Below are 25778 nucleotides of genomic sequence, written 5' to 3'. Positions count from 1 at the left end.
CAGCGAGTTCTTTCGATGCATAGCTCATCACCCGTGGGTGATCCGGGTGCGATCTCAGATCAAACGGCAGGTTAATTGCTGAGCTACCTATCGGTGGGCGTGCTGATTCCGTTTCGACCCGGTCCAGATGACCTCGAGTGTCATCAGTCTCACCTAACCCGTCAGCCCTGACTAGGCTGCACATGCGGAGATTTTCCGATTCGCGCCAGCCGTCACCCAACATCGGTGACAGACCCCCGAAAGGCACTTCCTTGGACATTCGTCGCGCCATCGATCAGTCCCCGATGTCCGTCTACCAGTGGATCATCGTGGCCATGGCCACCTTCCTGAATGCCCTGGACGGCTACGACGTTCTGGCCATGGCATTCACCGCCACCTCCGTGACCGCGGAGTTCGACTTGTCCGGTTCCCAGCTGGGCTGGCTGCTGAGCGCGGGCCTGATCGGCATGGGTGCCGGCGCTCTACTCCTGGGTCCATTCGCGGACCGCTACGGGCGGCGGAACATCCTCCTGCTCGCGCTGGGTCTGAACGGCCTGGGTTTATTCTTGTCTGCAACGTCCGGCAGCGCCGTGGAACTGGGGCTGTGGCGCGTGCTCACCGGGATAGGAGTGGGCGGCATCCTGGCCACCATCACCGTGCTCACCAGCGAGTACTCCAACAACCGCAACCGCGGCATGGCGGTCAGTATCTACGCGGCCGGCTACGGCGTGGGTGCCACGCTCGGCGGCATGGGTGCAACCCAGTTGATTCCCACCTTCGGCTGGCGTTCGGTGTTTATGACCGGCGCGATCCTCACGGTGGTCGGGATCGTGCTCACCGCGGCCCTGTTACCCGAGTCGGTCGACTACTATCGCGCCCGCCGGCCCAGGAACGCGGAGGAGAAGATCGCTCGTATTGCTCGCCGCATCGGCCTGCCGAGCGACGTCGTTCTGGGCCCGCCCGACGCCGCCGCCACTAACCAGGGCAGCGTGGCCCAACTCTTGAACGGCCGCTACCGCGTGCCTACTTTGATGCTGTGGATCGCGTTCATCGTGATCATGTTCGGCTTCTACTTCGCCAACTCCTGGACGCCCAAGCTGCTGGTCGAGTCCGGCATGACCGAACAACAGGGCATCGTGGGCGGCATCATGCTGACCATGGGCGGAACGTTCGGCGCCCTGCTTTACGGTGCGATCACCACCCGACGCGATGCCCGCCTGACCCTGCTCGTGTTCTCGTTGCTCTCCGCCGTGACCCTGGTGGTGTTCATTACGACCACCTCCATGCCGACCCTCGCGTTCTTCAGCGGCGTGATCGTGGGAATGCTCATCAACGGCTGCGTGGCCGGCCTCTACACCGTGGCGCCGCAAACCTACGCTCCCGCGGTGCGCACCACCGGCGTCGGATGGGGCATTGGCGTGGGCCGGTTCGGTGCGATCCTGGCACCCATTCTGGTGGGCGTGCTCTTGGACGCCGGGTGGACTCCGACTCAGCTCTACATCGGGGTGTCCGTGATCGTGGTGCTCGCCGCGCTCGCGCTACTCAAGTTGCGGCTATACGTTCCTGCAACGTCCGCTAGCCCTCGCTCGTGAACGTCAGACGCTTCGCGGCATAGTCCTCTACCCGCTTGAGGTCCCGGTCCACGGGATCGTCCCGACGGAACTGTTCCACCACGAGGTTCACGTGCTGCCGTGCAAGGTCCTCAATCGACGAATGAATGGTGGCCGCCTCGATCCTGGCCGCCAGATCGATGAGCGCTTCTGCCACCTCCACCTGGCCTGAAATGTGCGGACGGATCTGGTCGAAGGGCATGTCCACGATTTCCGCGGGGCCGATGGTCCGGTAGCTGAAGCGCGGGACGCCATCGACCACCACGGTGTCTCCGGGTACCGGTCGAGATACGGCGGTGACGATCCCGGGGGCCACCTCCTGGACGGCGTTGATCGCTGTGTACGGGTCGTTGGTCCCCGTGGACAGCGCGCGCACCGCCAGTTCCACGACCTGTTGTTCCGCGAAACGGATGTCTTGCAGCGCGGACCTCGAGTCCCCCAGGGCCACCGAGCCCCGCAATGTCTTCTCCACGTCGTCCGCGAGCGATTCCGGCCAGACCCGAAACAGCGGCTCGCCCGGCAGGATATGGTCCCCGACCCCCGGAATCATGGTGACCCGAAGGTCTTTTTCCTCCGCGCAGGAACGGATCTTCTCAAAATCCATGTCCACGATGTAGCCGGTCTTCTCCGCCCTGATCAGCTCACCTCCGGGGCGGTCGCTGAGGGTGCGGGTCATTTCCTCGGGTGTCTCCTCCGGGTACCAGCGTTCGATCACGGTGAGGAAACGACGTCGGACTCCGTGCGCCAGCGTGTTGACCTGAACCGAATCCGCGATGTGGTGGATGAAGTAGACCAGCAGAGCGACGTCGGCGATCGCGAGGAGCACCGCAAAGTTGACGGCGATGTGCGGCACGAAGGGCGAGGCGAGGTCGTCCGAGGCCGAGCGAATGGTCCGCAGCACCAGCAGCGTGTAAATGAACGTGGAGACCAGCACGCCCAGGACCACCTGGTTGATGCGGTCCGCCATGAAGTTCCGCACCAACCGGGGGCCGTAGGTGGAACTCGCGGTGGCCACCACCGAAATGGTGATCGAGAACGCGGTCGCGGCAACCCCCAGCATGGAACCGCCGATGGCCGAGAGCATCGAGCGGGACCCGTCGATTCCCACGGCATAGACCCAGTCGACCCAGATGCTGTCCGAATCCGGGGGGATCATTCGGTCCAGGCCCACCATGAGCTGCGCCAGAAGAATTGCACCGAGCACACAGGCTGCGGGGACGAACCACAGTTGATTGACCAGTCTGCGCCAGAATCCGGATTTCTTGTTCACGGAAACAGCCTAGTTCGGCGGATTCCCAGGTCTGAGGAATTGCTGATCTGCGTGCCCTGTGGCGCTGCGACAGCTAACCGTCGAGGTCGAGGGGGGGTATCAGCCTTGCTCGAGCAGGCCGTGCGTCCGCCGGATCCGATCGAGCCACCAGTCCCGCCGCTCCCCCGTCACAGCGAACTCCTCCAGCAGACCTTCGTCCACGGCAACGTCACGCACGGGGATGAAGCCGTCCTGCGGTTTGAGCGGTTCGCGGGTTACGTCCGCCTCCATGAGGGACAACGTCCCCAGTCCACACGCGTACGGCAGCTCGGGTAGCGCGGCGGCCAGCGCAACACCGGCGCGGATTCCTACCGAGCTGTCGATCGCTGAGCTGACGACGGCGGGCAGTCCCGCTTCCCGGACAATCTCGACTACTCGACGCACTCCCCCGAGCGGGGCCACTTTCACGATGATCAGGTCAGCTGCACCGGCACGGGCCACCGCGAGCGGATCTTCAGCCTTGCGCACAGACTCGTCCGCGGCGATCTTCAGGCCAATGTTCTTGTCCCGCAGCCTCTGACGCACGGCGGCCAGGCCCTCGATGCTGGCTACCGGTTGTTCGGCGTACTCGAGATCGAATGCCGCCAACTCGGTCAGCGCGGCGACGGCCTGATCCTCGTCCCAGCCCATGTTCGCGTCCACGCGAAGCTCGGCGTCCGGAAGGAGGTCGCGGACGGCAGCCACGCGAGCGACGTCGTCAGCCGAAGTCTGGCCACGCTCGGCGACTTTGATTTTCACGGCGGGGACCGCTCCGCCGTATCCATCGAGCACGTCAGCCACCCGGCCCGCGGGAACCGCCGGAACCGTCGCGTTGACGGGGATGGTCGTCCGAAGGGGTGCCGGGAATCCTTGCCAGGCTGCTTCAATGCCGGCGCGAAGCCACTGGGAGGCTTCCGCGTCTTGGTATTCGGGGAACGGTCCGAACTCGCCCCACCCCGCGGGGCCCTGGAAGATCGCGGTCTCGCGAACCGTGACCCCACGGAACTTCACGCGCATTGGAAGCGCGACCACGCGGACGGTATCGAGGAAATCTTCGACGGGCGGGAGGTTTAGGGCGTACAGGGAGGTCATGCCTCAAGGGTAGGCGCGCATGGGGCTGCATAGATCAACCCGCCCTTGAACATGCAAACGGTCCGACTGGAGAATCCAGCCGGACCGTTCGCTCAGGTCCATCCATCACACCGCGCGGCGGCGAGTGATGAAGAATTCAGACCTTACTTGCCCTGTTCAACGCCCATGCCGGGCACGGCGTCGTCCTTGGAGTTGTCCTTGACAGCCTTTTCGATGCGCTCACCGATGGTGGCGTCAACGTTCTTCCAGTACTGGAAGGCGTTGGACAGCACCGGCTCCTGCACGCCGTCCAGGGCGCCGGCAACGGTCTCGACGAATCCGTCACGCTCTGCGTCAGAGAAGACCTCGCGGACCAGGATGCCTGCCTGGACGAAGTCGCCGTCGTCCTGACGGAGTTCCTGAGCCCCGCGCACCAGCGCGCCGTCATCTTCCCAGCCGTTGTCCACGGGACCGGTCTCGTCCGACCAGGAGTCACCGAAGGAGTTGGGCACGTACGTGCGGCGGTCACCGCTGTGGTCGTACCACATGTTGCCCTCGAAGTTGTAGGTGTGCACCTCGTTCTTCGGGCGGTTGACCGGCAGCTGCTGGAAGTTGGTGCCAATGCGGTAGCGCTGAGCATCCGCATAGGCGAAGTTACGACCCAGCAGCATGCGGTCCGGGCTCATGCCGATTCCGGGAACCACGTTGGCCGGGGAGAAACCGGCCTGCTCGATCTCCGCGAAGAAGTTCTTCGGGTTGCGGTTCAAGGTCATGGTGCCGACCTTGTGACGCGGGTAGTCCTTCTTGGAAATCGTCTTGGTGACGTCGAAGGGGTTGAAGCGGTAGGTCTTGCCCTCTTCGTAGGGGATGACCTGCACGTAGCAATCCCACGAGGGGTGCTCGCCGCGCTCAATCGCATCGAACAGGTCGCGGCGGTGAGCCTCGGCGTCAGAGCCGGCCAGAGCCTCGGCCTCGTCGTTGGAGAGGAACTCCACACCCTGATTGCTGATGAAGTGCCACTTGACCCAGAACTTCTCGCCGGCCTCGTTGACCCACATGAAGGTGTGGGATCCGTAGCCGTTCATGTTGCGCCAGGTCTTCGGCAGACCACGGGGACCCATCAGGTAGGTCACCTGGTGAGCGGACTCGGGGTTCTGAGTCCAGAAGTCCCACTGCATGGTGGCGTCACGCAGACCGGAGTCCGGCAGACGCTTCTGCGAGCGGATGAAGTGCGGGAACTTCATTGGGTCGCGCACGAAGAAGATGGGGGTGTTGTTACCGACCAGGTCGAAGTTGCCCTCTTCGGTGTAGAACTTCAGCGCGAAACCGCGCACGTCACGCCAGGTGTCCGGGGAGCCCAGCTCGCCGGCCACGGTGGAGAAACGAGCCAACATGTCGGTCTTCTTACCCGGCTGCAGGAAGTCGGCTTTGGTCCACTTCGAGACGTCTTCGGTGACCTCGAAGGTGCCGAAAGCACCGGAACCCTTGGCGTGCGGACGACGCTCGGGAACGTTCATGCGGTTGAAGTGCTGCAGGGTCTCCACCAAGTGGTGGTCATGCAGAACGATCGCCCCATCGGGGCCGGTGGTCAGCGAGTTGCGGTCGCTGACTGCAGGGATACCTGCCTGAGTGGTGGAACCAGTGCCGTGCGGTGTGGTTTCCGTCATCACGTACTCCTTGGTTGGGTTTGGGTCGGGTGAACAAACCGGTCTGCCCAGGTGGGTTTTCCGGAGAACTAAGGGTCTACGCCAGCACGGCCATCTTGTCAGCCTGCACGGCCGAGCAATCGGAACACACGCCCTGGTAGACGACATCGGCCACGTGGATGTTCATTCCATGGGTGTCAGCGGGGGTCAGACAAGGAGCGTGCCCAACAGCGCAGGCAACGTCCTCGATACGCCCACACACCGTGCACACCGCATGGTGATGGTTATCCTCCACCCGAGTCTCATACCGGGACGGAGAGTTGGCCAGGTCGAGCTGGCGTAACAATCCGGCGTTGGTGAGTGAGTGGAGCACCACGTAGATGGACTGCACGGTGATGCTGGGCATTACCGTGCGGACGGCAGCGAGCACCTCGTCCGCGGTGGCGTGCGGGGAACGCTCAAGAGCGTCCAGCACGGCCAACCGAGGCTTGGTAACTCGCAGCCCGGCCTCTCGGATCCGCGCAGCCCACGGCACGGGCGCGACGGCGGTGTCGCCGAAGCTCTCCTGGCCCTTGGGCTGCTCGGATGATGTGGTCGAGGTCATACCTGGACTATGTCATATTTTGAGTTACTCATCAAAAGGTTTCGTGGGGGTTAACGAAGTGTGGCTGGCGTGGGTTGAGCCGCTGGCGCACCCACCCTTCAATCGGCCGACCGCCTTCCGGCCCGCTCCGCAAAAGCGTCTATAGCGGCGAGCACCTCGTCGCTGCGCCAGAAAGGGCCGAGCTGATGTTCGGCTTTTGATTTCACGATGCCTGCCTCCACCAATGCCCGTAGCGGCGGGTAGATGTTCGGCCGTTTCACCCCGAGCTCCTCAGCTGCGGCAGCACTGTTGAGCACTGGCCGGCGGGCCAGAACATCGAGTAGTTTCCAGGCGTTGGAGTTTCGCCGGGCTTTGAGACGCTCATCCCAGCTCAGGCGAATCTGCTCGATGTCCGCCACCAGCCTGCGGGCATTGTTGACAGCACGCCGCGAAGCATCTGTGAACTGGCGAACTATCGGCTCCACATCCCCCGCCCGATATGCCGTCAGGGCTACGTGATACCCCTCGACGTCGGCCAAGAGCCCCGCCGAAACGGGAACCGCAACATTCCTAGTTACACCCCGATGTCGCAGCATCGACTGCACAAGCGCACGGCCAGTTCGGCCGTTGCCGTCGCTGAAGGGGTGAATGGTCTCGAACTGAGCGTGCGCCACAGCCACAGATGTAAGCGGAGACAACGATGAATCGTTCATGAAGACCACCAGGTCGTCCATGAGATGCGGAATATGTGGATGATGCGGGGCCACGTAGGTAGCACCTACCGGAGAGTCGGAGCGCGCCCCGATCCACACGGGTTGATCGCGCCATTCCCCCGGAGTGTGCCGAGGCTGATCCCCCATGAGCACTCGATGCACTTCGCGAATCGATGCCACAGTGAGATCGCGAGCCAGGTCGATTGCGGCTCGCATCGCCAACGTGTTCGCCGTGATCTCCTCTGCATTACGGCTTCGTTTTGCACCGAGTTCAGCACTGAAAATCGCCCGGGCCGAAGCCGTCAGGTTTTCGATTTGCAATGACGACGCCGCTTCCGATCGCAGCAGCACCGGTGCGAATGACGCAATCTGTTGACCCACTTCCGCGTCAAAGCGTGCAAGTTCTCGCTCGGCATCTTCTGCGGCTCGACGGATGTCAGAACTGAGTATGGGATCTCTACCAGCAATGGCCGGCACTACGGCCGAACGATAGGCCGCGCCCCGCGCACCTCGTTCCGTACCGACACCCCACGTGGTCTGAGTAGCAGGAACCCACAGCTGTTCCTCGTGGCGGATGGGTGGCCACCCCTGGTGTTCAGTCATAACGATGCTCCGATGGATTATGAGTTACTCCAGTTTCTCATAATTTTCTCATCGCGCATTATGACTTCTAAATGCATGTCACTCGAACGGCCTGATTACATGCCCAACGGGCCCGTCGCCCTTAAACTCAGCAAGAGCCCCCACCTCACCAAGTAAGGCAGCCACTCACAGTGTTCAACCACGCATCCTTCATCTGGGGTGCCGCAGACATCCTCCGCGGCACCTACAAGCAGCACGAGTACGGTGACATCATTTTGCCGTTCACGGTCCTGTTCCGACTGGATGCGGTGCTGGCACCCACCAAGGAAGCCGTCCTTGAGGCCATCGGCCCCACCTACGTGGACACCGAGCCGCCCATCGCAATGATTCGAAGCCGCACGGATCACGGCTACAGCTTCTTCAACCGCTCCCAGCACGACCTCAAGTCCTTGCAAGGCGATCCGGACAACCTCGAAGAAAACCTCCGCGACTACGTCAACGCGTTCTCCGGCAACGTTCGTGACATCTTTCAGCGTTACAAGTTCGAGGACACCATCGTGGACCTCGCCTCCCACGATCTCCTGTTGCAGATCCTCCAGCACTTCTCCAAGGCCAACCTCCATCCTGATGCGGTCAGCAACGAGAAGATGGGCCATATCTTCGAGGAGCTGATCCGCAAATTCGCGGAAGCCTCCAACGAAACCGCCGGTGAGCACTTCACCCCGCGCGAGGTCATCGACCTCATGGTCACGCTCCTCCTCAACGGCGAGGAAGATCTCTCAACACCCGGCGTGATCCGCGAGGTCTACGACCCCACCGCCGGCACCGGCGGCATGCTCTCCGTTGCCGACGACAAAATCAAGAAACTCAACAGCCAAGCCCAGGTCAACCTCCTCGGCCAAGAGATCAATCCCGCCTCTTACGCCATTTGCAAGGCGGACATGGTGGTCAAGGGCCAGCCCATCGACAACATCGTCCTGGGCAACACCCTCACCAACCCTGCGTTCGAGAACCGCACCTTCCACTACTGCCTTTCCAATCCCCCGTTCGGCGTGGACTGGAAGCAGAACCGCAAGGAGGTCGAGTCCGAACACACCCTCGCTGGGTTCAGCGGCCGCTTCGGCCCGGGCCTCCCCCGTGTCTCGGACGGCTCGCTCCTCTTCCTCATGCACTTGATCTCCAAAATGCGTGAGCCCAATGCCAGCCAGCCGGAAACCGCAGCGGGCCGCGCGGCCATCGTTCTCAATGGTTCCCCGCTCTTCACCGGCGGCGCAGGCTCAGGCGAGTCCAACATCCGCAAATGGATCCTCGACAACGACTATTTGGAAGCCATCATCGGCCTCCCCACGGACATGTTCTACAACACCGGCATCTCCACCTACATCTGGGTACTGTCCAAGGACAAGGCCCCGGAACGCCGTGGCAAAGTCCAGCTCATCGACGCCACCGACATGTTCGTCAAGATGCGCAAATCCGTGGGTTCCAAGCGCAAGGAACTATCGCCCCAAAACATTGAGGACATCGCCGCCCTTTACGACGAGTTCGCCGACTCCAAACGCTCCAAGATCTTCCGCACCGAGGACTTCTTCTACCGAACCATCACGGTCGAGCGTCCCCTCAAATTGAACTTCGCCTACACCGCCGACCGCATCGAACGCGTGATGGCAGCCAAACAGATCGCGAAGCTCCCCGCCGACGACGCCGCTTCGCTCCGTTCCGCCCTCGACCTCCAGTCCCAGCGTTCGTCCGGTGAGGCCTTCACCAACCGAGATAGCTTCAGCAAGCACCTGACGGATGTGCTGAATGAAGCGGGTCTCGCCCTGAAACCAGCGGTTCTCAAAGTAGTCGTCAACGAGCTCAGCGAACGGGATGGGGATGGCGAGGTCGTGCTCAACCGGGTTCGCAAGCCAGAGCCGGACTCCACACTGCGGGATACCGAGAACGTTCCCTGGGATCAGGACATCCACGAGTACCTGGAACGTGAGGTAAAGCCTTTCGTTCCTGATGTATGGATCGACGAATCCAAAACTCGAGAAGGTGCAGAAATTCCGTTCACTCGGCACTTCTACGAGTACGTACCCCCGCGACCGCTGGAAGAGATTGACCGTGATCTCGATGAGGTACTGGGCCGCATTCGCGCGCGGCTGGAAGAGGTGAAGCGGTGATGACGATAGCTTCTGACACGGGATGGATCTTTTCAGTACCGAAGGAGTGGCGCATAGTTCCTCTCGGTTCTGCTTTCCAAGAGCGAAAAGAACAAACTACTTCAGAAAATGACGCACCGCTGTCAGTGACAAAATCCGGTGTAGTTGAGCAACTTGGGGATGTTGCTCTGTCCTACGACGGTGCACCCAAGAAGCGAGTCAAATTAAATGATTTGGTAATCAATAGCCGCTCTGACCGGAAGGGATCCTCCGGGTTGGCACCCCGTGATGGTTCGGTGTCCGTCATAAATACCGTCTTGGAGCCTCGCTCCATCGTTCCCAAATTTGCTCACCATCTAATTCGCAGCTATGGATTTCAAGAAGAATTTTATCGATTCGGAACTGGTATCGTGGCCGACCTATGGAGCACGCGATGGTCGGAGATGAAAAATATAGCCATTCCGGTTCCGCCTCTTCATGAGCAGCAGCGGATCGCGGACTACCTCGACCACGAGACCGCCGAAATCGATGCCTTCATCAATGACCAACAAAAGTTTATTGAACTGCTCGTTGAGCACCGAATGGCTAGCGTGGGAACTAAAATTCGATACCCAAGCATATTTCATGATAGCTCGCTCTTGAAACATGAATTGGCCCCACTTAAGCGGTTTGGACACGTATCTCTAGGAAAGATGCTCGACACAAAGGCTGCGTCAGGCGATGATTTACATCTGGACTACCTGAGAGCAGCCAATGTCCAACCAATGGGATGGCTCAAATTGGACGACATGAAGAAGATGCGTTTTACTACGAACGAAAAGCGCGCATTGGACCTCAGAGAGGGAGATGTCGTTGTCGTTGAGGGCGGTGTCGGTGGATATGGGCGCGCGGCGTTCGTCCCCAAAAACCTACCTGAAACTGGCTTTCAGAACTCCATCATTCGAGTACGCCCAACACTCGATAATGACGGGCGTTATCTCACCTACGCGTTGATTTTATTGCGTCACCGTGGATATATAACGACAGTATCGTCGGTGGCCTCCATGCCTCATTTCACCGCAGAAAAGGTCGCCCGCACCCCCATACCCATAGCAACCTTGGACGAACAACGAGGCACCGCCGACTCTCTTGACGATCTTTGGCAGTCACATGAAGTCCTGTCATCCGAAGCTGCGCAGGCGATCGCCCTCGCCCGCGAACGCCGCGCCGCACTCATCACAGCTGCGGTCACGGGTCAGATCGACGTCACAGCAAAGAACAAACCTGCAGCAGAACAGCTCGAAGACGACATCGCTCAGGGTCTATACAAGGAGTCCTAGTGAACGCACTGCACCAGGAGAAGGAGCTACAGCGGGAGATCGCTGAGTACCTCGGAGATCATGGGTGGCTGAACTCCCCCAATTCCTCGGGCTATGACAGGGAGCGGGCATTGTTCCCCGAGGATGTCCTGGGTTGGCTCGAGGACACCGATCCGGACAATTTCGCCCGCATCGTTCCGGATACCGACAACGAGGCCGCCCGTGCCAAGGGTGAACGTCGGATCCTGGATCGCATCGCGAGTCAGCTGGAGCAACCGGAAAACGACGGTGGCGGCGTCCTCAATGTCCTCCGCAAGGGGTTCTCGGTTCCCGGTGCCCGACAGTTCAAGATGCTCCAGATGCCCCCAGCAGATGATCGCAATCCCAACATCGTGGAGAAGTACGCCAAGAACCGCCTGCGCGTAGTGCAAGAAGTTCGCTACTCCACGAAAAAAGCAGACCGCATCGACCTGGTGCTGTTTCTTAATGGTCTGCCAATGGCAACCATCGAGATCAAGACCAACTACACGCAGTCGCTCCAGGATGCGATCCAGCAGTACAAGCTCGATCGCCTCCCCGCAGGCGAGCCACTGCTCACCCCATTTCGCGGGGCCTTGGTGCATTTCGCCCTGACAGACAACGACGTGTACATGACCACTGATCTCAAAGGTGGGGAAACGTTCTTCCTCCCCTTCAATAAGGGGCATAACAACGGAACGGGCAATCCTCCGTGCCCGGATGGTGCCAAGTCTTCCTACTTCTGGCACGAGATCCTGGACAGGGACACCTGGATCAACATCCTGACCAAGTTCGTCTACGTGAACCATCAGAAGAAAAAGGACCCCAAGACCGGCCGGGAAACTACTAAGGCCCAGATCCGCTTCCCTCGCTACCACCAGTGGCGGGCCGTCACTCGTTTAACCCAGGCAGCTCGCGTGGATGGACCTGGCAACAAGTATTTGATCCAGCACTCGGCGGGTTCGGGTAAAACCGACTCCATTGCCTGGACGGCCCACCGCATGGCGAGTCTCCACACGGCGGAGGGCGAGAAGGTCTTCGACACCGTCTTCGTGATTGCGGACCGTCAGGTGCTGGATCGCCAGCTGCAGGACGCTGTAGACCAGCTTGTGAACACGACGGGCCAGTTCCAGCCGATCACCTCGGGCAATGAGGGCTCCAAGACCAAGAAGCTCCTGGAAGCGCTGACGGCTGGCGTACCGATCATCGGCGTAACTCTCCAGACCTTCCCCTATGCGTTATCCAAGATTCGCGAGGAAGGCGGAACCTTCGCGGGCAAGCGCTTTGCCGTGATCGCGGACGAGGCGCATTCGTCGCAAACGGGCGCGGCGGCGTCGTCGGTGAAGGACCTGTTGTATTTGAACGACCCCTCGGCAGCGCACGTGGGCGAGGACACCGAGCTGGAACCCGGTGCTGACCAGGACGCGCTAGTACAAATGGCCGCTCAGGCCGATGACGGTAAGCGCATCAGCTACTTCGCCTTCACGGCTACTCCCAAAGCCAAGACCTTAGACCTCTTTGGCGTCAAGGTAGGGGACGGCAAACCCCAGCCGTTCGACCTGTACTCGATGAAGCAGGCCATCCAGGAGGGTTTCATCCTGGATGTGCTCAAGAACTACACCTCGTACGAATTGGCCGCTCGAATCGCACTGCGAGGCACCGACCTCGAGAACGTGCCGGAGGGCAGGAAGCGGGAGGCAGCGGCGTCGTCAACAGAAACTGAGGTGGACGTGCGCAAGGGAACGCGCGCGTACATCGGATTCGTGGAGCTGCACCCCACCAACGTGGATTCGAAGGTGGGCGTCATCATCAAGCACTACCTGAATACGGTGCGACACGAACTGGGTGGGCGCGCCAAGGCCATGGTGGTCACCGGCTCCCGCGCGGCGGCGGTGCGGTATCAGCGTGCGTTCCAGAAGCACATCGAGCAGGAAAATCTGCCGTTGAAAACGCTGGTTGCGTTCTCAGGATCTCTGCCGGACCCGGATGTCTCCGCTCTCCCGGGTGTGGAGGTGCCCGAGGTGACGGAATCCTCCATGAACCCCGAGCGCCACGGGCGGGACCTGGCCGAGCTGTTCAAGCAGGACGACCAGAACATCCTGGTGGTTGCCAATAAGTATCAAACTGGGTTCGATCAACCGCTGTTGGTTGCTATGTACGTGGACAAGCAGCTTTCCGGAATCGCGGCGGTGCAGACTCTGTCACGCCTGAATCGCCGAGCGGACGGCAAGGACAACACGTACGTGTTGGACTTCGCCAATGACCCGGACAAGATTCTCGAGGCGTTCCAGGAGTACTACCAGGAAGCCGAGATTGAGACCGCCTCAGACCCGGACCTGGTGGCCAAGCAGATGACCAAGCTGGATGCTTCGGGCATCTACACGCGAGGCGAGGTCAACCAAGTGTGGACCGCGTGGGCCAAGGTGCGGGGTAAGCACAGTGGCCTGTCTGCGGGCATGGACCCCGCGGTCGAGCGGTTCATGCACAAGTGGGAGCGCGCAATTTATGACGACGACGCCGAGGCCCGCCAGGAGCTCGAAGAGTTCCGTTCGCTGCTGACCAACTTTGTGAAGGCGTACGCGTTCTTCTCCCAGATCTTGAACTTCGGGGACGAGTACTACTTGAAGTTGTCGGTGTTCGCGGATCTGTTGGCGCGTCGGCTCAATTCGGAGCTGGATTCGGGAGCGCGGGAGATCGTCGACGCCGATGACGTGGTGCTCACCCACTACCGCCTGGAGAAGCAGCGCGAGGCAGATTTGAAGCTCCGAGAGGGCGAGGCCTCTGGGCTGCAGGGTATGACCGAGGCCGGGATGAAGCGCGAGCAGGAGCGGAAGCGGGCTGCCAAGGCGGAGTTGATCGAGAGGGTCAATGAACTGTTCGGGGATTTGGAACTCGGGGAACAGTTCCTGGTGGCTGGTATGGAGCAGTACACGTCCATCGTGGCTGAGGACGAGAAGCTCAAGATGCAGGCGCGGAACAACACCAAGGCGGACTTCGCGTTCTCACCGCACTTGGTGGAGCGTTCTGGTGACGGGGTTTGGTCTCAGCAGATGGGGTCGGCCGAGTTTTCCAAGCGGTTGCAGGAGCTGGGGCAGCGGGAGTTGGTGTCGCTGCTGCTGGCTAACGGGTTGTATGAGCGGTTGCGTGGGGAGGCTAGTTAGGGCCACGGGTACCGTTTCGAATATTTCGATTATTTACTACACTGGAGTCATGACAACCAACGCCCAGGAACGATCAACCGTGGCGCCCAGCCCTGCGCATAAGGAAGAGCTCAAGGCTCTTTCTCGATTCCTCGATGGCACTCCCGCCGCGAAAGACAGGCAGATCCCCTACCTTGTGTCCCCCGCTGGCGACAAGCAGGAGATCCCCGCAGAGGTCTACTTCTTGCTTACTCACGTGGTGGACGCGCTCGCCAACGATCGAGGCGTGTCTGTGGTGCCTACCAACACAAGGCTGACCACCCAACAAGCCGCCGATCACCTTGGGATCTCCCGCCCAACGTTGGTAAAGCTGTTGGAGCAAGGTGACATCCCTTTCACGAAAGTTGGCAGGCATCGCAGAGTGCTTCTGACTGACCTCGTTGGTTACGAAAAAGATCTAGAGGAACGACGTCGCGAAGGTCTCCGACTGGCGACCCAAGAAGCAGCGAACGACGGCACCTACTTCGACACTCCAACAGACTCGTCCACTCGGTGACCGATTATGTCGTTTCCAGTGGTACTCGATGCCTGTGTGCTGATCCCGATGCCAATCACAGATCTACTCCTTCGCTTAGCAACAGCCAAACAGTTCAGGCCGCTTTGGTCGGATGAAATTTTGGACGAGGTAGAGCGTAACTTGGTAGGGAAGCTCAGCAAGGAGCCATCAAGCGCCCGCAGGCGAGTAGACGCCATGCGGAACTTCTTCCCCGACTGCTCTTGTAGAGAACTACGAGAGCTTAGTGCCAGGCATGACCAGCGATCTCAAGGACCGGCACGTGCTGGCAGCTGCGGTGCGAGCAGGTGCTGAGCTCATTGTTACTTTCAATGGGAAAGACTTCCCCGCCACCTCGCTCAGGCCTTACGACATTGGGGTTAGATCTCCCGATGACTTCCTACTCGATCAATTGGACTTAGACACTCCAACGGTGTGCGCGATCGCTCATGAAGTGGTCACAGATATGCGTAATCCGAAGATAACTTGGGGTGAATATCTTCACGGACTATCCCAGGCGGGACTGCCACTGTTCGCCAATGAACTAGCTCAGAAAGCACCTTCGTTCGCAGCCGGTCACGAGGGCGCACCTCAGCGGAGATTTGGTCAATCTCGGACCGTTGACAATTGAGCACGCTCTCGAGCTGGCGGAGGCCATTGCGGAAGACGATCTCTACAAGGTCGGGTTCACCCGGCGCCAAGCAGGACGGGGTACTGCGCAATCACGGTGTACGGCGGGAGGGAAACGTGGGCGACGTCGTCGTCTTTTCGATCATCGACCGCGAGTGGCCCACCGTGCGGCTGGGGCTGAGTGAGAAAGTCCGGTCATTCACCGATTAGGGTCTGACATGCGCGTTCAGTGCATCGTAAGCCACCGCCGAGTAACCACGCCTCCAGCTCCGGAGGCCGCCGCGCTATTGGCGGTAGGTTCGGAGGCATGGTCGGCAGTGTCAGGGAGACAACACATCTCATTCCGGGGGTAGCTGTCTGCCTTCTGGTTGCCGGCGTTTCTTGGCTCGTTTCGGGAGCCATTCCAGGACTCAGTGCCCTCTTGATCGCCATTTTGTTAGGTGCCCTGTGGCGCAATCTGCTGCCGCTCCCGGAGACCTTGAACTCCGGCGTGGACTTCTCCTCCGTGAAGCTGCTGCGCACGGGGATCATCCTTCTGGGCTTCCAATTGTCACTGTCGACCATTCTCGACCTGGGCCCGGGCGTACTGCTCGTGGTGATCCTGGCCGTTGCCGTGACCTTCGGGGCAACACTGTGGATGGGGCAGCTGATGGGCATCGGTCTGGCCCAGCGGTTAGTGATCGCGTCCGGGTTCTCGATCTGTGGCGCGGCTGCCGTGGCCGCGACAGAGGACACCGCCAAAGCGAGCAAAGAAGAAACAGCTACGGCTCTAGCCCTGGTGGTCTTTTTCGGAACCATCATGATTCCCCTGGCGCCTTTCCTGGGTCGCCTGATCGGACTATCCGACGAATCCTTAGGAATGTGGATCGGCGGCTCCACGCACGAGGTGGCCCAGGTGGTGGCGGCGGGCGGCGCCGTCGGCGGAGGTGCGTTGGTTGTTGCCGTGACTGTGAAGTTGGCCCGTGTGCTCATGCTGGCCCCGGTCATCGCTGGCATCACCGTGTACATGAACAGGAGAGGCGAGCAGCGCACCGGCAAGCGCCCACCCTTGGTCCCGCTGTTCGTGGTGGGTTTCGTGATCGCCATGCTGGTCCGCTCAGCCGGGGTTCTCCCAGAAGGAGTTCTCGAGGTCTTACAAGTTGTGCAGACCCTTCTACTGGCTGCCGCCATGTTCGCGTTGGGGCTGGGCGTGCATTTCAAATCTCTACTGAAGGTGGGTGGACGCCCGGTGATCCTGGGGCTGCTCTCCACGTTGGTGATCATGGCAGTGTCGCTGGGTGGGACGTTGGTGTTTCCGCCGGCGTAGCGAACGTGGTCAATTCGAAGCCCATTGCCTCACATGAATCAGATTATGACCGGTTAGACATGAATTACCCTCTGTAGTGTTGCGCATCACACAATGACGGTAAGAATGGACAACGCCGGTTTTCGCGACCGCGCGGCGCCTTTTGATCCTCGCGCCCATGCCGAGCGATTTTTCTCCAACAGTGATCTACGGAGGCAATATGCCTAGTTCCATCAGTCGACGCTCATTGCTCACGGGCATGACGTCACTGTCCGCACTGGCCGTACTTTCCGGCTGCGCCTCGGGGCCCCGCGCCACCGATCGCTCCGAACAGCTCGTGTGGTCCACCTACAACGTGGGCACGGGCACCTACAACGACCTCGCCGCCATAGCCAATACGCTGACCGGTAAAACGGGTCGCCAGATCCGACTCATGACCTCTGACACCGGCATTGGCCGCTTAGCTCCACTGATCAACGGCACCGCTCAGTACTCCCGAGCGGGCGACGAGTACTACTACGCCTTTGAAGGCAACGACGAGTTCGCCTCCGAACAGTGGGGACCCCAACCCCTGCGCCAGGTGTGGACACCCCCGGGCAACTACGGCGTGCTGGTTCGCAAGGACAGCGGCATCGAGACTGTGGCCGACCTCAAGGGCAAAAAGTACCCTCGCCTGGTCGCCAGCACGTCCATGAACCGCAAGTTGGAGGCCATCCTCAATTACGGCGGTCTCACCGGGTCGGACGTCGAAATGGTGGACATCTCCTACGGCGGCCAGATCGAGGCGGTCAAGACCGGACAGCTGGACGCCATGTATCAAAACGTGGTGGGCGCCAACGTGGAGGAACTTGCTTCGCAGTACCCGATCCGCTGGCTGGACCTGGGCGGCAACGACCAGTCCCGCTACGAAACCTGGGAAGAACTCGCCCCCATGGTCATCCCCGGTCGATTCACGGACGGCGCAGGCATGGCCGACGGCGAGTCCGCGGTCAACATGCAGTACTCCATTCCCTTGACCACCCTGGCGGAGCGCCCCTACGACGAGGTCACTCGCTTGGTCACAGCGATGGACAAGTACTTCGAGGACTACAAGAACGCCACCCCGGACGCCAAGAACTTCGCCTTCGACCAGATCCTGCTGGACCCGATGGTGGTCCCGTTCCACGAGGCCATGGTCGATTTCCTCAAGGAGAAAGGTCGCTGGACCAAAGACCTTCAAACCCGCAACGACGCCCTGCTGGACAGGGAACAACGGATGGCGGAGGCCTGGCCGGACTTCTGGGAGCAGCATAAGAACGACCCCGAGGTGCCCGCCAAGTGGGTCGATTGGAAGCGCGAGAACCTACCCAAGCTCCCCACCATCGATGACCTTCCCAACTCTTCAGATAACGGAGGTGCGGCATGAGCACCGTCCAGCAACCCGCCAAATCCGCCGGTCAGCCATCCGCTCAGTCCGTGGCGCAGGATGTGGATCCGTTCGCCGATACCCACGCGCACGCCGGCGACGCCGTGCTCCATGACCACAACCCTCGCCTGACCCCCTTCTGGCGCGGGGTCATTATCGCGCTGTCCGTCGCCGGCATCCTCCTGACCATGAACCAGGTGTTCTTCTGGAACATCGGTGGTCTGGCAGTCCTGACGAATACGTTCCTGTACCTGCTCATCGCGTGCTTCGTGCCGATCGTTTTCATCGCCACCCCGCTGGTCAAGAAGAAGGAGCCGGCCAAGGGCGCAGAGACTACTGAACGATCTGACGGCGATGGTTCCTCGGCAGCGCGCCCTGGCAAGACCGCCGACGCCGCTCGCGGAGTTCCGTGGTACGACATCCTTCTGATTCTGGTCACCATTGGCACGTGCGGGTACTTCGCTGTGAACGGTGTGAAGATCCAGGAATACGGCTGGCAGTTCATTGCGCCCACTCTGGCCACCGTGCTCAGTTTCGTGTTCTGGATCATCGTGCTGGAGGCTCTGCGTCGCGGGTCCGGCTGGATCGTGACCGTGATTGCTTTCGCGTTCTCGGTGTACCCATTATTCGCCGGTGCCATTCCGCTCTCCTTCCTGCAGGGCATCTCTTACGACCTGCCCACACTGGCCCAGGTTCACACCATGGGCGCGGACAGTGTCCTGGGGCTGCCGCTTCAGACCGCTGGCACCATCCTGGTGGGTTTCTTGCTGTTCGGTACCGTGCTCCAGCACACCGGCGGCGCGGACTTCTTCCACAACCTGTCCATGGCAATCTTCGGCCGCTACCGCGGTGGTTCCGCCAAGGTCTCCGTGGCAAGCTCCGCAGCCATGGGCATGATGAGCGGTTCGGCCGTCTCCAACGTTCTGACCACCGGCCCCATGACCATCCCAGCCATGAAGAAGTCCGGGTTTAGCTCCAAGGTGGCCGGCGCGGTGGAGGCAACAGCCTCCTCCGGTGGTTCCATCACCCCGCCCATCATGGGCACCGCGGCATTCCTGATGGTGTCCTTCGTGGGTGTGCCTTACACCAACATCCTCATCGCCGCGACGATCCCAGCCCTGCTCTACTACCTGGGCATCTTCTTCCAGATCGACGGCTATGCCGCGCAGCGCGGTCTGCGCGGCACCGCCAAGCACCTATTGCCCCGTGCGGGTGCCTCGCTGATCGCCGGCTGGCCGTACCTGGCCGCACTCGGTCTACTGACCGTCATGCTCTTCGTGGGAGATTCCGAATCCCAGGTCCCCTTCTGGGTAGTCGGTCTGCTGCTGGTCATCGCATTGATCAAGCCCGGCCTGAAGTTCGGTCCCTCGCAGTGGATCGACCTGGGCGTGGACGTGGGCAAGACCCTCGGTCAGATCGTGGCCATCATTGCCGGTGTGGGTCTGATCCTGGGTGGCTTGAGCGCCACCGGTGTGGCCCTGTCACTGTCGCGTGACCTGGTGGCCTTGGTGGGCGACAACGTCATACTGCTCCTCGTGGCCGGCGCAGCAGTGTGTTTCGTGCTCGGTATGGGGTTGACCATCTCCGCCGCGTACGTGTTCCTGGCCATCGTGATGGTCCCAGCGGTGACCGCCCTGGGCGTCGATCCGATCGCCGCACACCTGTTCGTGATCTACTGGGCCTCGGTCTCCTACATCACCCCGCCCGTGGGATTGGCAGCCTTTGCTGCCGCCGGTATCTCCAAGGCCTCGCCAATGGCTACCTGTTTCTCTGCCATGAAACTCGGAGCGGTCAAATACGTGGTGCCGTTCGGCTTCGCCCTCAACCCCGCCCTGGTTGCCCAGGCGCCCCCGGGAGAAGTTGCCCTGGCCTTCGTGTTCAGCTTGATCGCCGTCTATGCACTGGCAGCGGCCATCGGCGGCTGGATGTCCTTCGTGGACCGCCAGGTCCCGATTCCCTTCCGTGTCCTACTGGCAGTGGGCGGATTCATGATGTTCCTGCCCGGTCTCGTAGTGACCTTAATCGGTCTGGCCATCGTGGTCGTCTCTGCGGTGGTGGTTCGCATCATGAAACCTGCACCGGTGATTGACCCGGACACCGGCCAAATAGCCCGCATTCCCCAAGCCGAAGAAAAGGAGCCCGCTCAGTGACTTCTGCTGACAACACCGTGACGGTGGACATCCAGGATGGCATCGCCGTGATCACCATCGACCGCCCCGAGGTACGCAACGCCATCAACGCGACCGTTCTCGGCCAAATTTCCCAGGCCTTGGATGAGCTGGCCGCCAACGACGACGCTCAGATCGTGATCTTCACGGGTGCCGGCGAAAAGGCCTTTGTGGCCGGTGCTGACATCAATGAGCTGGCCGTCCGCAAGCCGAAGGACGGCCTGCGCGCCGCAATGCAGGGTGTCTACGAAAAGGTCGAACAGTTCCACAAGCCGACCATCGCCGCGGTCAACGGTTATGCCTTCGGCGGGGGCCACGAGCTGGCCTTGTCGTGTGACATCAGGATCGCGTCCACCAACGCCCAGTTCGCCCTACCAGAGACCAGCCTGGGCATCATGCCGGCCGCAGGGGGCACTCAGCGCCTGGCGCGATTGGTGGGAGTGGGTAGAGCCACCGAGATGATTCTGACCAGTAGGCGCGTCAAAGCCCAAGAGGCCCTGACCATGGGACTGGTGACGGACGTCGTCGAACCCGAAGAACTCATGTCAAAGGCCAAGGAAACCGCGCAGACGATCCTCTCCAAGGGACCGTTGGCCACTCAGCTGGCCAAGACCGTGGTGCGCCACGGATTCGACGCCGATCACAGCACGGGAATCCTCTTGGAACGCCTGGCGCAGTCGGTGCTGTACAGCAGCGCCGAGAAGGTCGAGGGAACCAACGCGTTCCTGGAAAAGCGCACGCCCGACTACCGAGCTGCCCAGCGAAAGGACGATGAAGCGTGAGCGACAACAGCAATCCCCTGGAGGGCGCCAAGCACGTCACCGTGATCGGTGCCGGTGCCATGGGCTCCCAGATCGCCATGGTGTCCGCGCTGGCCGGATACACCACCGCCCTCGTGGACATCGCCGAGGAGTACGTGGAGCGCGCCAAATCTCAACTTGAATCCCGCATGAATCGCGATGTCGAAAAGGGCCGCCGTTCTCAGGAGGACGTGGCAGCCGCGTTCGATCGGCTCACATTCACCACCGACCGCGATGGGAGCGCCGCCCAGACGGACTTCGTCATCGAGGCGGCAGTGGAGGATCTGGGTATCAAACGTGAACTGTTCACGGAGCTGGACCAGATCTGCCCACCGCACGCGATCCTGGCCACGAACTCGTCCAATATCGTGTCCTCCCGCGTGGCCGATGCGACCGAACGCCCGGACAAGGTCTGCAATTTTCACTTCTTCAACCCTGCCCTGGTCATGGAGTGCGTGGAAGTGGTTCCCAATGAGCACACCTCCGCTGAGACGGTCGAAACGGCGGTGGCCTTGGCCAAGTCTTTCGGCAAGAAGCCCGTGAAGCTCAAGCAGGAGACCCCCGGTTTCGTGGCCAACCGTCTGCTGGGTGCGCTCCGCACCGAGGCGCTCAAGCTTTACGAAGAGGGCATTGCCGACTTCGAGGACATCGATGTCGCCGCGAAGACCGCGCTGCGCCATCCCATGGGCCCGTTTGAATTGATGGACCTGGTGGGTGTGGACGTCGTTTACTTGATCCGTATGGCCGAGTACGAGCAAACCGGAAATCCGGAGAGCCTCCCGCGGCCCGCCATCAAGGAGCTCTATGAGGCCGGCCGCTTCGGACGAAAGTCCGGGCAGGGCTGGTACAGCTACGACTGAGCGTTCTGCTCACCGGTGTGGCGGGCCTCGGCGAACATCGTGCGCGCGATCTGGATCACTGATCGCAATGCAGGGTTGCGGTCCGAGGCCCGCCACACCAATCTGACTTCCAGCGGGCGCTGCTCCTCAGCGAGCGGCAGGAACACCACGCCGTCAGATGACACGTTGTCGCGCACGGAATCCAGACTCACTGCACACCCGATTTCCGCGCCCACCAGCACGACCAGGGTCCAGGAATCCGGGGCGGTCTGCACCACACGTGGCACGAATCCCGCGCTCATTGCCAATGAGTTCAAACGGTTCGAGAGCGCCGATACCGCTCCGCCCGGCAGGGTGACCCACGATTCCTCGGACAGGCTGGCCATACTCACGCGCGGCTGATGAGCCAACCGGTGATTCTTGGGCAGCACCACCATGACCTCCTCTAGCGCGAGAATGCAGGAGTTGAGTTCGGCGGGGATGAAATCCCAGCGCCCGATGACCAAATCGAGCGAATCATCCAGAAGCCGTTCCAGGCCCAGGTGCGAGAACTGCGAACTGTGCAGATCTAGCATGAGGCCGGGTCGTTTGGCCTTCACCTGCCGAGCAAGCTCACCGACCTTGTGATTGATAGACGCCCCAGCAAAGCCCAAGCGCACGCGCCCGGTCTCGCCGCTGACAGCGTCTCTCACGGCCTGCCTAGCTTCTTCAGAAGTTGCCACCAGCCTCGTGGCCGGTTCGACCAGTGCTTTTCCCGCGGGGGTGAGTGCCACGTGACGAGTACTGCGCTCGAAGAGTTCCGCACCCAAGCTTTTCTCGACCTGTTTGATGAGTCGGCTCAGAGGGGGCTGGGCGACCCGCAATCGGGTAGCCGCTCGTCCGAAATGTAGCTCTTCGGCAACCGCGAGGAACGCCTTGGCCTGGTGCACTTCCATCAATTGCCGCCTTTATTGCGTTTCGAGCATCACCGGGGGACGCAATTTATATTAGACAGAGCCTAATAGCGGTGGTTATGTGGTTCAAAACACATTCGATTCCACCCTTAGAGGTCACCTTCATGACGCTGCCAACCACCGAGGCTCCCCGGGGCCCTCTCAGCGGAGTAGTCATTGCTGATTTCACCCGCATTCTCGCGGGACCGTACTGCACCATGCTCCTGGCCGATATGGGCGCCACAGTCATCAAGGTCGAAGGTCCCGGTGGCGACGATTCCCGCCAGTGGATCCCGCCGCACCGTGACGGTGTCAGCACCTACTTCCTGTCCGTGAACCGGAACAAACACTCGGTGGTGCTGGATCTCAAGGACCCGGCAGACCTGGAGACCGCTCATCAGATCGTGGATTCCGCGGACGTTTTCGTTGAGAACTTCAAACCGGGCGGTCTGGAACGCTTCGGGCTCGACGCCGCTTCAGTCGCGGAGCGCTGGCCGCACGTGATCCACGCGAGCATCACAGGGTTCGGGACCGAGGGCGGTCGCACCATGCCGGGCTACGATCTGCTGGTGCAGGGCATGTCAGGATTCATGTCTGTCACCGGTAACCCGGACGGGCCGCCTCAACGTGCAGGCGTAGCCATGTTCGATGTGATCACTGGTTTGCACACCGCCATCGGAATCCTGGGCGCATTACATGAACGTGCACAGTCCGGCCAGGGCCAGCACCTGCAGCTGGACCTTCTGTCCTCCGCCTTGTCCGGGTTGGTCAACCAGACCACCGGCTATGCGGCCTGCGGCAACGTGCCCCAGCGCTTGGGCAACGATCACCCGAGCCTCTATCCCTACGGGCCCTTCCCCACCAGTGATAAAGACCTGATCATCACCGTGGGCAACGACAACCAGTTCGCGCGACTGGTGGACACCTTGGGTGTGGCACACCTGGCCGATGACGAACGCTTTGCCACGATGAAGGGCCGTAACAACCATCGCGACATTCTCCGGCCCATGTTGGTAGAAGCTCTCTCCACCGGAACCGCCGACGAATGGTTCACCAAGTTGCAGGCCCAAGGGATTCCGTGCGCGCCCATCCTCAATATCGATGAGGGCGTGCAATACGCGGAGCGCCTGGGCCTGAACCCCGTGGTTGAGACCGGCGCTGGCGAGAATGCTGTTCCCACCATCAAGAACCCCATGTCCTTCAGCCGCACGCCCGTCGGTTACGACAAAGCGCCACCAGCTCTGGGGGCAGATCAAGCAACCGTGCTCGCATGGCTAGAGGAGCGCCGTCGTCATGACTGAGACCAACCAACCGCAAGGCACCAAGTTCTCGCGTGAGATCGACTTGCGTTGGTCCGATCAAGACGCAAACGGCCACGTCAACAATGCTCGTGCGATCACGCTGGTGGAGGAAGCGCGGGTGCGTGCTGCCCTGCATTGGACGGGCACCATGCCCAACGGTGCGCGACCTCGTGTGGTGCGCTCGCTCAACGTGGACTTCTTTCGGCCCATCAATTACGGACCTGAGCTGTGGGCGCACGTGTGGATTTCCAGGATCGGCTCCACGTCCTACACCGTGCACCACGAACTCCACCAGAACGACAAACCGTGCGTCGTGGCGGAAACCGCGATCGTCCAGCTCAACCCCGAAACCCAGAAGCCCGAACCCCTGGACGATCAGATGCGCCAGGCTCTCTCGAGCGCGCTCATCACCGAATAACCCTGACCTTCAAGACCGCCACGAAGCGGTCATCACCGCCCAATCACTTGCTACTGAAAGGCCCACCATGACCGCGATCATCGACCATCCTGACTTCTTCCTCCTCGACCAGGACCTCTCCCCCGAGGACATTGAGCTGCGGGACAAAGTCCGAGCCTTCGGCCAGAAGGAAATCCTGCCGACCATCAATGAGTACTGGGAGCGGGCGGAACACCCCGAGCCGGTGTTCGCCAAGCTGCCAGAGTTGGGAATCATCGGCTCGTTCATCCCCGGTTACGGGTGCCCCGGTTTCTCACGTCAGACTGCGGGCATTGTGGCTCGCGAGTTCGGCCGTATCGACGGCTCGTTCAACACGTTCCTGGGCGTGCACTCCAATCTGTGCATGGGCAGCATCTACATGCTCGGTAACGAGGAACAGCGAAACCGCTGGCTCCCGGTCATGGCCAAGCTCGAGAAGACGGGCGCCTTTGCCCTGACCGAACCGGATCACGGTTCTGACTCCGTCTCCCTGGAAACCTCCGCCCGCAAGGAAGGCAACCAGTGGGTCATCAATGGCCACAAGCGATGGATCGGAAACGGCCATGCCGCCAACGTGATCGTGCTCTACGCCCGCGATGAAGCCGATGGCCAGGTCAAGGCCTTCGTAGTCGAGAAGCAGGACAACGGCGAGTACCCCGAGGGTTACCGACCCGAGGTGATCCAGGGCAAGATCGCCAAGCGCGCCATCAACCAGGCGGACATCGTGATCGAGAACCTCAAAATCCCCGATGAGAACCGCCTGCCCAACTGCAACAGCTTCAAGGACGTCAACCTGGTCCTGAAGGCCACCCGCGGAGGCGCGTCCTGGGAGGCCCTGGGCCATGGCATGGCTGCTTTCGAGATCGCAGCTCGATACGCCCTGGACCGCGAGCAGTTCGGTGCCCCCATTGGCAGCTTCCAGCTCGTGCAGGAAAAACTCGCCACCATGCTCGCGGATCTGACCGCCATGCAGCTCATGTGCACCCGCATGGCTCACCTGGCGGAGAACGACCAGCTCACCGATGCCATGGCATCCATGGTCAAGATGTTTACCTCCCGCAAGGCCCTGGACATGTGCCGTACTGCCCGCGACATGCTCGCAGGCAACGGCATCCTCCTGGAGAACCACATCGGCCGCCACCTCACGGACATGGAAGTCGTCTCCACCTACGAGGGCACCGACTCCATGCAGGCACTCATTGTGGGCCGCGAAGTCACCGGTATTTCTGCGTTCACCCGCAAGCGCAAGTAATCGGTAGACACGACCATTGGAACCCCGGCACCCATTCTGAACTGGTCCCCAGTAGTTGGACTGGTCTAGCGGTTAGAGCCTATACGGCAAGGGCCTGTTCCCGGT

Annotated in this window: 20 protein-coding genes; 14 read left to right on the top strand and 6 right to left on the bottom strand. The window is 61.1% G+C overall.

Annotated features, from left to right (window positions below):
- Positions 1-251 precede the first annotated feature (251 nt).
- On the top strand, positions 252-1571 hold the full coding sequence (locus ABD283_RS01965) for an MFS transporter (RefSeq protein WP_344223390.1): 1320 nt from the start codon (positions 252-254) through the stop codon (positions 1569-1571).
- Here the strand turns inward: ABD283_RS01965 and ABD283_RS01960 are convergent.
- The 5 genes from ABD283_RS01960 to ABD283_RS01940 form a co-directional block, all read right to left on the bottom strand.
- Positions 1555-2859, bottom strand: a complete 1305-nt coding sequence (locus ABD283_RS01960) for a DUF2254 domain-containing protein (protein ID WP_344223389.1) — start codon at positions 2857-2859, stop codon at positions 1555-1557. The genes ABD283_RS01965 and ABD283_RS01960 overlap by 17 nt on opposite strands.
- Before the next feature lie 99 nt (positions 2860-2958).
- On the bottom strand, positions 2959-3969 hold the full coding sequence (locus tag ABD283_RS01955) for an o-succinylbenzoate synthase (RefSeq protein WP_344223388.1): 1011 nt from the start codon (positions 3967-3969) through the stop codon (positions 2959-2961).
- A gap of 143 nt (positions 3970-4112) precedes the next feature.
- Positions 4113-5615 (bottom strand): catalase, encoded by a 1503-nt coding sequence (locus ABD283_RS01950; protein WP_344223387.1) that lies wholly within the window; start codon positions 5613-5615, stop codon positions 4113-4115.
- A gap of 76 nt (positions 5616-5691) precedes the next feature.
- Positions 5692-6198: a Fur family transcriptional regulator gene (locus tag ABD283_RS01945; RefSeq protein WP_344223386.1), complete on the bottom strand. Its 507-nt coding sequence runs from the start codon at positions 6196-6198 to the stop codon at positions 5692-5694.
- Between the two features lie 98 nt (positions 6199-6296).
- Positions 6297-7493 (bottom strand): Fic family protein, encoded by a 1197-nt coding sequence (locus ABD283_RS01940; protein WP_344223385.1) that lies wholly within the window; start codon positions 7491-7493, stop codon positions 6297-6299.
- 170 nt (positions 7494-7663) lie between these two features.
- Between ABD283_RS01940 and ABD283_RS01935 the strand changes: the two genes are divergently transcribed.
- The 10 genes from ABD283_RS01935 (at position 7664) to ABD283_RS01890 (ending at position 21773) form a co-directional block, all read left to right on the top strand.
- The gene (locus tag ABD283_RS01935; RefSeq protein ID WP_344223384.1) at positions 7664-9637 is read left to right on the top strand and encodes a type I restriction-modification system subunit M; all 1974 of its coding nucleotides are present in this window, start codon (positions 7664-7666) and stop codon (positions 9635-9637) included.
- Positions 9637-10935 (top strand): restriction endonuclease subunit S, encoded by a 1299-nt coding sequence (locus ABD283_RS01930; RefSeq protein WP_344223383.1) that lies wholly within the window; start codon positions 9637-9639, stop codon positions 10933-10935. Before ABD283_RS01935 ends, ABD283_RS01930 begins: the two co-directional genes overlap by 1 nt.
- A complete protein-coding gene (locus tag ABD283_RS01925; RefSeq protein ID WP_344223382.1) occupies positions 10935-14093 on the top strand; it encodes a type I restriction endonuclease subunit R in 3159 nt (1052 codons plus the stop codon). The genes ABD283_RS01930 and ABD283_RS01925 overlap by 1 nt, the downstream gene beginning before the upstream one ends.
- 49 nt (positions 14094-14142) lie before the next feature.
- Entirely contained in the window at positions 14143-14628 is a 486-nt protein-coding gene (locus tag ABD283_RS01920) for a helix-turn-helix domain-containing protein (RefSeq protein ID WP_031272988.1), read from the top strand.
- A gap of 253 nt (positions 14629-14881) precedes the next feature.
- Entirely contained in the window at positions 14882-15256 is a 375-nt protein-coding gene (locus tag ABD283_RS01915) for a VapC50 family PIN domain-containing toxin (RefSeq protein WP_344223381.1), read from the top strand.
- Between the two features lie 306 nt (positions 15257-15562).
- Complete coding sequence (locus tag ABD283_RS01910) at positions 15563-16561, top strand: YeiH family protein (RefSeq protein WP_344223380.1); 999 nt, start codon at positions 15563-15565, stop codon at positions 16559-16561.
- Positions 16562-16760: 199 nt separating this feature from the next.
- Positions 16761-17945 carry a TAXI family TRAP transporter solute-binding subunit gene (locus ABD283_RS01905; RefSeq protein WP_344223379.1) on the top strand — a complete coding sequence of 395 codons (1185 nt, stop codon included), beginning with the start codon at positions 16761-16763 and terminating at the stop codon, positions 17943-17945.
- Complete coding sequence (locus tag ABD283_RS01900) at positions 17942-20095, top strand: TRAP transporter permease (RefSeq protein ID WP_344223378.1); 2154 nt, start codon at positions 17942-17944, stop codon at positions 20093-20095. Before ABD283_RS01905 ends, ABD283_RS01900 begins: the two co-directional genes overlap by 4 nt.
- Complete coding sequence (locus ABD283_RS01895; protein WP_095796490.1) at positions 20092-20895, top strand: enoyl-CoA hydratase/isomerase family protein; 804 nt, start codon at positions 20092-20094, stop codon at positions 20893-20895. Before ABD283_RS01900 ends, ABD283_RS01895 begins: the two co-directional genes overlap by 4 nt.
- Positions 20892-21773 carry a 3-hydroxyacyl-CoA dehydrogenase family protein gene (locus tag ABD283_RS01890; RefSeq protein ID WP_344223377.1) on the top strand — a complete coding sequence of 294 codons (882 nt, stop codon included), beginning with the start codon at positions 20892-20894 and terminating at the stop codon, positions 21771-21773. Before ABD283_RS01895 ends, ABD283_RS01890 begins: the two co-directional genes overlap by 4 nt.
- On the opposite strand, the gene ABD283_RS01885 is transcribed toward ABD283_RS01890, so the two are convergent.
- Positions 21764-22687, bottom strand: a complete 924-nt coding sequence (locus tag ABD283_RS01885; RefSeq protein ID WP_344223376.1) for a LysR substrate-binding domain-containing protein — start codon at positions 22685-22687, stop codon at positions 21764-21766. The genes ABD283_RS01890 and ABD283_RS01885 overlap by 10 nt on opposite strands.
- 122 nt (positions 22688-22809) lie before the next feature.
- Between ABD283_RS01885 and ABD283_RS01880 the strand changes: the two genes are divergently transcribed.
- The 3 genes from ABD283_RS01880 (at position 22810) to ABD283_RS01870 (ending at position 25673) form a co-directional block, all read left to right on the top strand.
- Positions 22810-23985: a CaiB/BaiF CoA transferase family protein gene (locus ABD283_RS01880; protein ID WP_223286331.1), complete on the top strand. Its 1176-nt coding sequence runs from the start codon at positions 22810-22812 to the stop codon at positions 23983-23985.
- Positions 23978-24403 carry an acyl-CoA thioesterase gene (locus tag ABD283_RS01875; protein ID WP_344223375.1) on the top strand — a complete coding sequence of 142 codons (426 nt, stop codon included), beginning with the start codon at positions 23978-23980 and terminating at the stop codon, positions 24401-24403. The genes ABD283_RS01880 and ABD283_RS01875 overlap by 8 nt, the downstream gene beginning before the upstream one ends.
- A gap of 67 nt (positions 24404-24470) precedes the next feature.
- Positions 24471-25673 carry an acyl-CoA dehydrogenase family protein gene (locus tag ABD283_RS01870; RefSeq protein WP_344223374.1) on the top strand — a complete coding sequence of 401 codons (1203 nt, stop codon included), beginning with the start codon at positions 24471-24473 and terminating at the stop codon, positions 25671-25673.
- Positions 25674-25778 lie beyond the last annotated feature (105 nt).

This window comes from Kocuria atrinae, from assembly GCF_039531425.1.
Classification (GTDB): Bacteria; Actinomycetota; Actinomycetes; order Actinomycetales; family Micrococcaceae; genus Kocuria; species Kocuria atrinae.
The sequence above is the reverse complement of the archived record's forward strand: the minus strand, read 5'-3'. Positions and strand labels throughout refer to the sequence as shown.

Excerpts from the sequence above, each read along its gene's own strand:
- ABD283_RS01915 (WP_344223381.1), top strand. The coding sequence starts at position 14,882 with ATGACCAGCGATCTCAAGGACCGGCACGTGCTGGCAGCTGCGGTGCGA.
- ABD283_RS01885 (WP_344223376.1), bottom strand. The coding sequence starts at position 22,687 with ATGGAAGTGCACCAGGCCAAGGCGTTCCTCGCGGTTGCCGAAGAGCTA.
- ABD283_RS01880 (WP_223286331.1), top strand. The coding sequence starts at position 22,810 with ATGACGCTGCCAACCACCGAGGCTCCCCGGGGCCCTCTCAGCGGAGTA.
- ABD283_RS01870 (WP_344223374.1), top strand. The coding sequence starts at position 24,471 with ATGACCGCGATCATCGACCATCCTGACTTCTTCCTCCTCGACCAGGAC.
- ABD283_RS01955 (WP_344223388.1), bottom strand. The coding sequence starts at position 3,969 with ATGACCTCCCTGTACGCCCTAAACCTCCCGCCCGTCGAAGATTTCCTC.
- ABD283_RS01945 (WP_344223386.1), bottom strand. The coding sequence starts at position 6,198 with ATGACCTCGACCACATCATCCGAGCAGCCCAAGGGCCAGGAGAGCTTC.
- ABD283_RS01940 (WP_344223385.1), bottom strand. The coding sequence starts at position 7,493 with ATGACTGAACACCAGGGGTGGCCACCCATCCGCCACGAGGAACAGCTG.
- ABD283_RS01875 (WP_344223375.1), top strand. The coding sequence starts at position 23,978 with ATGACTGAGACCAACCAACCGCAAGGCACCAAGTTCTCGCGTGAGATC.
- ABD283_RS01950 (WP_344223387.1), bottom strand. The coding sequence starts at position 5,615 with ATGACGGAAACCACACCGCACGGCACTGGTTCCACCACTCAGGCAGGT.
- ABD283_RS01910 (WP_344223380.1), top strand. The coding sequence starts at position 15,563 with ATGGTCGGCAGTGTCAGGGAGACAACACATCTCATTCCGGGGGTAGCT.
- ABD283_RS01905 (WP_344223379.1), top strand. The coding sequence starts at position 16,761 with ATGCCTAGTTCCATCAGTCGACGCTCATTGCTCACGGGCATGACGTCA.
- ABD283_RS01930 (WP_344223383.1), top strand. The coding sequence starts at position 9,637 with ATGACGATAGCTTCTGACACGGGATGGATCTTTTCAGTACCGAAGGAG.
- ABD283_RS01900 (WP_344223378.1), top strand. The coding sequence starts at position 17,942 with ATGAGCACCGTCCAGCAACCCGCCAAATCCGCCGGTCAGCCATCCGCT.
- ABD283_RS01920 (WP_031272988.1), top strand. The coding sequence starts at position 14,143 with ATGACAACCAACGCCCAGGAACGATCAACCGTGGCGCCCAGCCCTGCG.